At 63.0% G+C, this 6,567-nt stretch carries 8 protein-coding genes; 5 read left to right on the plus strand and 3 right to left on the minus strand.

What is annotated here, in order from left to right:
• Nucleotides 1-773 (minus strand): HlyD family secretion protein (locus ACE3OH_RS17585; RefSeq protein WP_374356099.1); only part of this gene is annotated, 773 nt, incomplete at its 3' end.
• A gap of 14 nt (nucleotides 774-787) precedes the next feature.
• Nucleotides 788-1,414 carry a TetR/AcrR family transcriptional regulator gene (locus tag ACE3OH_RS17590; RefSeq protein WP_374356102.1) on the minus strand — a complete coding sequence of 209 codons (627 nt, stop codon included), beginning with the start codon at nucleotides 1,412-1,414 and terminating at the stop codon, nucleotides 788-790.
• Between the two features lie 151 nt (nucleotides 1,415-1,565).
• On the opposite strand from ACE3OH_RS17590, the gene ACE3OH_RS17595 reads away from it, so the two are divergent.
• The 4 genes from ACE3OH_RS17595 to ACE3OH_RS17610 all read left to right on the plus strand — a co-directional run bounded on the left by ACE3OH_RS17595 (nucleotide 1,566) and on the right by ACE3OH_RS17610 (nucleotide 5,501).
• Nucleotides 1,566-2,372 (plus strand): alpha/beta hydrolase, encoded by an 807-nt coding sequence (locus ACE3OH_RS17595; RefSeq protein ID WP_374356105.1) that lies wholly within the window; start codon nucleotides 1,566-1,568, stop codon nucleotides 2,370-2,372.
• Nucleotides 2,369-2,878, plus strand: coding sequence for a C40 family peptidase (locus tag ACE3OH_RS17600; RefSeq protein WP_374356108.1), 510 nt, complete (start codon nucleotides 2,369-2,371; stop codon nucleotides 2,876-2,878). Before ACE3OH_RS17595 ends, ACE3OH_RS17600 begins: the two co-directional genes overlap by 4 nt.
• Nucleotides 2,879-3,008: 130 nt before the next feature.
• The gene (locus ACE3OH_RS17605) at nucleotides 3,009-4,679 is read left to right on the plus strand and encodes a carboxylesterase/lipase family protein (protein ID WP_374356111.1); all 1,671 of its coding nucleotides are present in this window, start codon (nucleotides 3,009-3,011) and stop codon (nucleotides 4,677-4,679) included.
• Between the two features lie 33 nt (nucleotides 4,680-4,712).
• Nucleotides 4,713-5,501 (plus strand): hypothetical protein, encoded by a 789-nt coding sequence (locus ACE3OH_RS17610; protein WP_374356114.1) that lies wholly within the window; start codon nucleotides 4,713-4,715, stop codon nucleotides 5,499-5,501.
• On the opposite strand, the gene ACE3OH_RS17615 is transcribed toward ACE3OH_RS17610, so the two are convergent.
• Nucleotides 5,457-6,128, minus strand: a complete 672-nt coding sequence (locus ACE3OH_RS17615; protein ID WP_374356117.1) for a TetR/AcrR family transcriptional regulator — start codon at nucleotides 6,126-6,128, stop codon at nucleotides 5,457-5,459. The genes ACE3OH_RS17610 and ACE3OH_RS17615 overlap by 45 nt on opposite strands.
• A 77-nt stretch (nucleotides 6,129-6,205) precedes the next feature.
• On the opposite strand from ACE3OH_RS17615, the gene ACE3OH_RS17620 reads away from it, so the two are divergent.
• Nucleotides 6,206-6,567: MFS transporter (locus tag ACE3OH_RS17620; RefSeq protein ID WP_374356120.1), on the plus strand; the 362-nt coding region annotated here is incomplete at its 3' end.

Here is a 6,567-nt window from a genome sequence, read left to right on the forward strand (position 1 = left end):
CATACATCGTTGATCGGCACCAGATACATCAGGGTCTGGCCGGGCTGCACGAACTGGCCGGGCTCGACGGCTTTTTTGCTGACCATGCCGGCCAAGGGTGCCAGCACATTGGTGTCATTGAACTGGATATTGGCCAGGTCGCGCTGGGCACGTACCGAGTCGACCTTGGCTTGTGCCGACTTCAGGCCGGCACCGGCCACGCCGATTTGCTGGCCGGCAGCCTGGGCATTGTCACGCACGGTACGCAGTTGCGACTCGGCAGCGCGCTCGGCTGCGATGGCGGCATCCAGTGCCGAGGCGCTGGTCATGCCCTTGGCGGCCAGAGATTTGGCACGCACCAGCTCATTGCGGGCGCGCTCGGCATTGGCCTCTGCCTGGGCCACCGCGGCACTGGCGGCGGCGGCGCTGGCTTGGGCGTAGCTGACCTGGGCCTCGGCCTGGCCGGCGCTGCCCTTGCCACCGGCATTGCTGATGGCAATACGCAGATCCGCCTCGGCCTGGGCCAAGCGAGCCGCAAAATCGCGGTCATCCAGTTTGACCAGCAATGCCTTGTTATCCACTGGCTGGTTATCGTCCACCGCGACCTTGGCTACATAGCCGGACACCTTGGCGGCAATCGGCACGATATGGCCTTCCACCTGGGCATTGTCGGTTTCGACAAAGGTGCGGCCATGCCACCAGTGGTAGCCGAGCCAGCCGGCAATGCCGATGGCGGCCAGGGCGAACACCAGGCGGGCTTTGTTCTGCTTTTGGGCGGGCGCTGCATCACTCATGGTCTGTCCTCGGGTCAAGCGGCCTTGAGGCCGTGCATCAACATATCGCAGTGGAAATCGGCATACCCGTCGACGGTCACCGTGTCGGGGTCGCAGGATGAAAAGCTGTGGCACCAGATATTCACCATCAGCATTGGCGCGGTAATGGCGCGGCTGGCCATCATCGGGTCGACGGCGCGGAACTCGCCGGCGGCAATGCCGCGCGCTATCACATCGGCAAACAGGCGGCGGCTGCGGCTCACTACCTCATTCACATAGAAGGTCGCCAGCTCCGGGAAGTTGGCAGATTCAGCGATCATCAATTTGGAAATACCGCTGGATTTACCCTGGGCCATACGTCTTGCCCAGCGCACGATAAAGTCGCGCAGTAGGGCCTCCCAACTGCCGGTGTGTTCATGCAGCAGGGTTTCGGCCAGGGCCAATTCCGGCAGCAGGGTTTCACGCACCACTGCCTTGAACAGCTCTTCCTTATTGGTGAAGTACAGATACACCGTGCCCTTGGTCACGCCGGCCAGCTTGGCCACATCGTCAAGGCGGGTGGCGGCATAGCCACGGTCGACAAACAGGCTGAGTGCGGCATCGGTGATTTCACTGGGGCGGGCGTCCTTGCGACGTTGCCAGCGGGGAGAGGCTTGGGCCATGACTATGCTTGTTAACTAACCGAGCGGTAATTTAATTGCAAATAACCCGTCGGTCAACAAGTGCTGCGATAAAGCTGCATTGATTGAAACCCCAGCGTGAATCGGTTAGGGTTGGTCATGGTTCACGCAGTTTCACAGCAAAGATGCGCAAGTGACTGATTTAAAATTGGAAGTAGTTGAATTTCCTGCGCAAGGCTCGCGCAGGCGTCCGCCTCTGCTGTTCATCCACGGCGCCTACACGGCAGCCTGGTGCTGGCAAACGCATTTCCTGCCGTATTTCGCCGCGCGCGGCTATCACGGCTTTGCCTTGAGCTTGCGCGCCCATGGCGGTAGCGATGGGCATGGCCATCTGCATGCCTGCTCGGTGGATGACTATGTGGCCGATATCGACAGTGTGTTGCAGCAGGTGCGCCAGCAGTGCGGGCAAAGTCCGGTGTTGGTCGGCCACTCCATGGGCGGTTTTCTGGCGCTGCAATTGGCGCGCCAGCAAGCGGTGGCGGGCATCGCCCTGTTGGCCACCGTGCCGCCGGAAGGGCTGATCGGCTCGGCCTTGCACCTGTTCTGGCAGCATCCGCAACTATTGCTGGAATTGAACCTGGTGCAGCACGCCAATCGCCCACCCCAGCTGGCCAAGCTGCGCGAACTGCTGTTTTCAGCGGATTTGCCGGAGAGCGAGCTGCTGCAATACGCCAATCGCCTGCAGCAGGAATCGGATCGCGCCCTGGTGGATATGACCCTGCCGCAGTGGGATATGCGCCCGCCCTTGGGCAACCCGCCGGCTCTGGTGCTGGCGAGTCGCAACGATGTGCTGATGCCGGTGCATCTGAACCACTGTGCGGCGCGATTTCTAGGGGTGCGCGCCCAGCTGCTCGATGGCATCGGCCACCTGATGATGCTCGATGCCGGATGGGAGAAGGCTGCCAGCGCACTGGCCGACTGGCTGGAGGAGTTACCATGAGGCGCCTCTTCGGTGCGCTGCTTGTCGCCTGCTTGGCCGGCTGCGCCACCAGCCCGCCGCCGCAGAATACGGGCAAACGCCCGGATGCCGGGGCGTCCACGCTATCGCGTTTGCAGGTCAGCGAAGCCGGGCGCGAAATCGTCATGTTTGCCTTGGGGCTGATCGATGTCGGCTACCAGTTCGGCGGCAAGAATCCGGAAGCGGGGCTCGACTGCTCCGGCATGGTCAGCTTTATTTACCGCAATGCCATCAATCTTGATCTGCGCGGTAGTGCCGCCGATATCGCCAAGCGCGGGCGGCCGATCAATCGCGAGCAATTGCAGGCCGGGGATCTGGTGTTCTTCAACACCCTGAACCGGCCGTTTTCCCATGTCGGCATCTTTATCGGCGACGGCAAGTTCATCCACGCCCCATCGAGCCGTGGCCGTATCCGCATCGAAAGCATGGCCTCGCCGTATTTCGCCAGCCGCTATGAGGCGGCCCGTAGTTACTTCCAGCCGGCCTGATGCAGCCTGCCTCGACGCTGCCGTGAGCGCTTGCGCGTCGGCGCTGGCAAGGATCACCGTTTGGTACAAGACCTGCAAGGGCCGGCCGGCCTATGGTGCAAGCCTTCTGCTTCCACTGGACGGGGTCGATATGCGCTCGCATGGCTTGAACTTGCTGTTGCCGCTGGCTACTGCCAGCTTGTTGCTCAGTGGCTGTGGCGGTCAATCTGCCTCAGGTGGCACTGCGGATGATTGCGCCCTGTGCGCCTTTACCGAGGCAGGTCGGGTTCGCGGGCTGCGCGAGGGCGGGGTGCTTGCATTCAAAGGCATTCCATATGCCGCGCCGCCCCTCGGGGCGCGCCGGTTTCTGCCACCGCAGCCGGTGCAGCCCTGGGACGGGACACGCGACGCCAGCCGCTTCGGATCGGTGTGTCCGCAGCTGGCCGACCCGCTGGAGGTGTATCCGGACAGCGGGCGCAGCGATGCCGAGCTTGGCATGGTGTATGAAAACGAGGACTGCCTGCATCTGAATGTCTGGACACCGGCGCTGGATGGGAAGCGGCGCCCGGTCATGGTGTTCATTCCTGGCGGTGCGTTCGTGGTCGGCGGGGCATCGGCTTACTACACCGGCGAGCATCTGGCCGCCAGGGACGTTGTGGTGGTCACCCTGAATTACCGGCTTGGCGTTTTCGGCTTTATGGAGCTGGGCGGGCTGGACCCGGCATTTGCAGGCAGCGGGAATAATGGCTTGCGCGACCAGATTGCCGCCTTGGAATGGGTAAGGCGCAACGCCGCCGCTTTTGGTGGCGATGCTGCAAATGTGACGGTGTTTGGCGAGTCGGCCGGCAGTATTTCGCTCACTGCCTTGTTGGCCGGTGCGCGTCCCGAACGGCTGTTTCGCCGCGCCATTGCCCAAAGTGGCGGCGCCAATCTCGTGCACAGTGCCATGCAGGCGCAACAGGGGGCGCAGGACATTGTCGACGCAGGCCAGCTGAAAACCATGGCGCAGTTTCAGGCCGCGTCACCGCTAGCGCTATTGCAGCAGCAGGCCAGGGCGGTCAAGCAGTCGGCCCATGGCGACAATTTGTTCGCCCCCTATGTCGATGGCAGTCTGGTCATTGACGAGCCATTGCGCATGGTAGCGGCGGGCAATGCGCGCAATATCGATCTGATGCTGGGCGCCAATCGCAATGAAACCAACTACTGGAGCTTGTACGACAGCCAGCTGCGCAATCCCTTTGTCCAGCAGACTGATCTGGGGCCGGCCAGCCCGATCGTTACCGAGGAGATGGTGAGCGAGGTCGAGCGTGCTACCGGCTTGCCCAGCCTGGAGCGCTGGTATGCCGAGCATCTGCGTACCGAAAACGGCTTGCTGATTCGTCAGGCTCAGAATGATGACTTCGCCTTTATCCGGCCGATGACCCAGATCGCCGAGCGGCACAGCCAGCACCAGGCGGCTACCTATCTGTATCGCTTTGACTGGCATGTGGCCCCCGCCTTCCTTGATCCGGCCTTGCCTGATGTGGGCGCGGTCCATGCGCTGGAGCTACCCTTCGTGTTTGGCACACTGGCGCTGGATTGGGTGCCTGGCGGTGCCAAGTGGCTACAGGCCAACCGGCCACAGGCGCAGCAACTGTCCAGCCAGATGATGGCGGCGTGGAGTCGCTTTGCGCTTAGCGGCAACCCCAACGGCCCCGGCGTGCCGCCATGGCCGCCCTACGAGGTGAGGGAGCGCCAGACCATGATCTGGCAGGATGTGCCACAGACTGTGGCTGATCCGGATGCCTGGCGTCGACAGGTATGGGAAACCTTGCTGCCCTGAATGCGAGCCGGCGCGGCAAGATGGTGTTGATTCATGAGTGCAATCGAACAATCTGTGTACATCGGCCGGGACTGGATTGTCTACGCCGGCCCCGGCGGCTTCGAGCGAAGCGAAATGCTGGCGCCCTGTCTGATTCTCGGGCCGGCCGGCGCCTCTTTGCGTATCACGGCCGATGGCGGCCAAGCCGTCGCGGCACCGGCCTTGCTGCATGCGGCAAGTGTGTGGAGCGCGGCCGAGGGCAATGGGCTGGTGATTCTGTATTTCGATCCGGTCAGCCCCGCCGGTGTGATGGTGCAGGGGGCGCTCAGGCAAGCGCGGCTGCTCGCCTGGGAGGCAGCTGCAGCGCTGCTGCCGGATAGGGGCTTGTTCGACGCGCTTTGCGTTGGCCGCGCGACGCCGGGATCGGTGCAGCAATGGGTGGCACAGTGCGTGGCGGTGCTGGCATCGACACTGGCGCCGGGCGAAGTCGATGCGCGCATGATCGAGATTGCGCGGCGCCTTGACGGGGAGTTTGCCGGGCGGCTTGATCTGGCGGCGCTCAGTCGCGCCGTCAATCTGTCGCCCGATCATGTGCGCCAGCGTTTCAAGAAGCAGGTCGGTATCACCTTGTCCCGCTACAAGGCATGGCGCCAGGTGGTGGCCATGCTGGCGTCGGCCAGCCAACTCAGCGACGACTCCCGGCCGGAGCAGCGGCGCCAGGCCGCACTTCAAGCAGGGTTTTACGATGAGCCACATGGCTACAAAATGCTGCGGCGCTATTTCGGGCGCTACCGCGCCCTATTCAGCCGGCCCTTGCAGATCGTCAGCTGCACCGATCATTGAAAGCGCCAACTGCGGCGGCAATGCGGCGCGGATCAACACGTCGGCGACGCGGGGCAGGGCGGTGAGCAACGGATTGCCGGCGGGGTAGGTCTGGCTGGCGGTGTAGGCGCCCTCGATCAGCAAGGCCAGCCCTGCGGCCAACTCCGGCGGCGCCACGGCGCCGGCATCGCGTGCGGCGTCAGTCAGCCAGGCCAGCAGACGGCGCTTGTTGTCGGCAACCTGCAGGCGGGCAGGGTGGCTGCGTTCAGGGAATTCACACGCAATATTCACAAAGGGGCAGCCGCGGTAATCGGCGGCCTGGATGCGTGCAGCCAGATCGATGAACACCTGGCGCAAGCCGGCCAAAGCATTGTCCGGGTGGTGAGCCAGGCTCGCCTGATACAGCTGCCAAAAGCGCGCATCGCGCCGATCCAGATACTGGCGCAGCAATTCATCTTTCGAGGCGAACTGCCGGTACAGGCTCATCTTGTTGACGCCGGCCGCTTTGACTACCGCATCGACCCCGACATTGCGGGCACCCTCGCGATAGAACAGGGCTTCGGCGGCATCCAGTATCTGGTTGCGCGCATCGGCAGCGGGGATGGCACGGCGGCGGGCGGGGCTATCGGTGGGCATGGTGGTTGACATGTTACCGCTCGGTACATACTATGGGCAAGGTGTGTTACCGGTCGGTAACAAGTCTGTTTTCCAATCAAGGATACGCCATGCATGCGATTGCCAACTGGGCGAAGTCCCGCTTTTTCTACGGTTGGGTCGCAATCGCGATCACTTTCCTGGTGATGTTGATCACCGCCGGCATCCGTGCGACGCCCAGTGTGATGATGGTGCCCCTGGAGCATGAATTTGGCTGGAGTCGTACCGCCATCTCGATGGCGCTGTCGATCAACCTTGCTTTGTTCGGCCTGATGGGGCCTTTCGCGGCGGCCGCCATGCTGCGTTTCGGTCTGCGTCGCACCGTGCTTACCGCACTGACTGTGCTGGCAAGTGCGGTGGCCTTGTCGAGCCTGATGCAAGCCAGCTGGCAGATGCAATTGATCTGGGGGCTGATTGTCGGTTGCGCTACCGG

Source organism: Chitinimonas sp. (genome assembly GCF_041904975.1).
Classification (GTDB): Bacteria; Pseudomonadota; Gammaproteobacteria; order Burkholderiales; family Chitinimonadaceae; genus Chitinimonas.

Coding starts and splice junctions, on each gene's coding strand:
- ACE3OH_RS17590 (WP_374356102.1), bottom strand. CDS start 1,414: ATGGCCCAAGCCTCTCCCCGCTGGCAACGTCGCAAGGACGCCCGCCCC.
- ACE3OH_RS17600 (WP_374356108.1), top strand. CDS start 2,369: ATGAGGCGCCTCTTCGGTGCGCTGCTTGTCGCCTGCTTGGCCGGCTGC.
- ACE3OH_RS17605 (WP_374356111.1), top strand. CDS start 3,009: ATGCGCTCGCATGGCTTGAACTTGCTGTTGCCGCTGGCTACTGCCAGC.
- ACE3OH_RS17610 (WP_374356114.1), top strand. CDS start 4,713: ATGAGTGCAATCGAACAATCTGTGTACATCGGCCGGGACTGGATTGTC.
- ACE3OH_RS17615 (WP_374356117.1), bottom strand. CDS start 6,128: ATGTCAACCACCATGCCCACCGATAGCCCCGCCCGCCGCCGTGCCATC.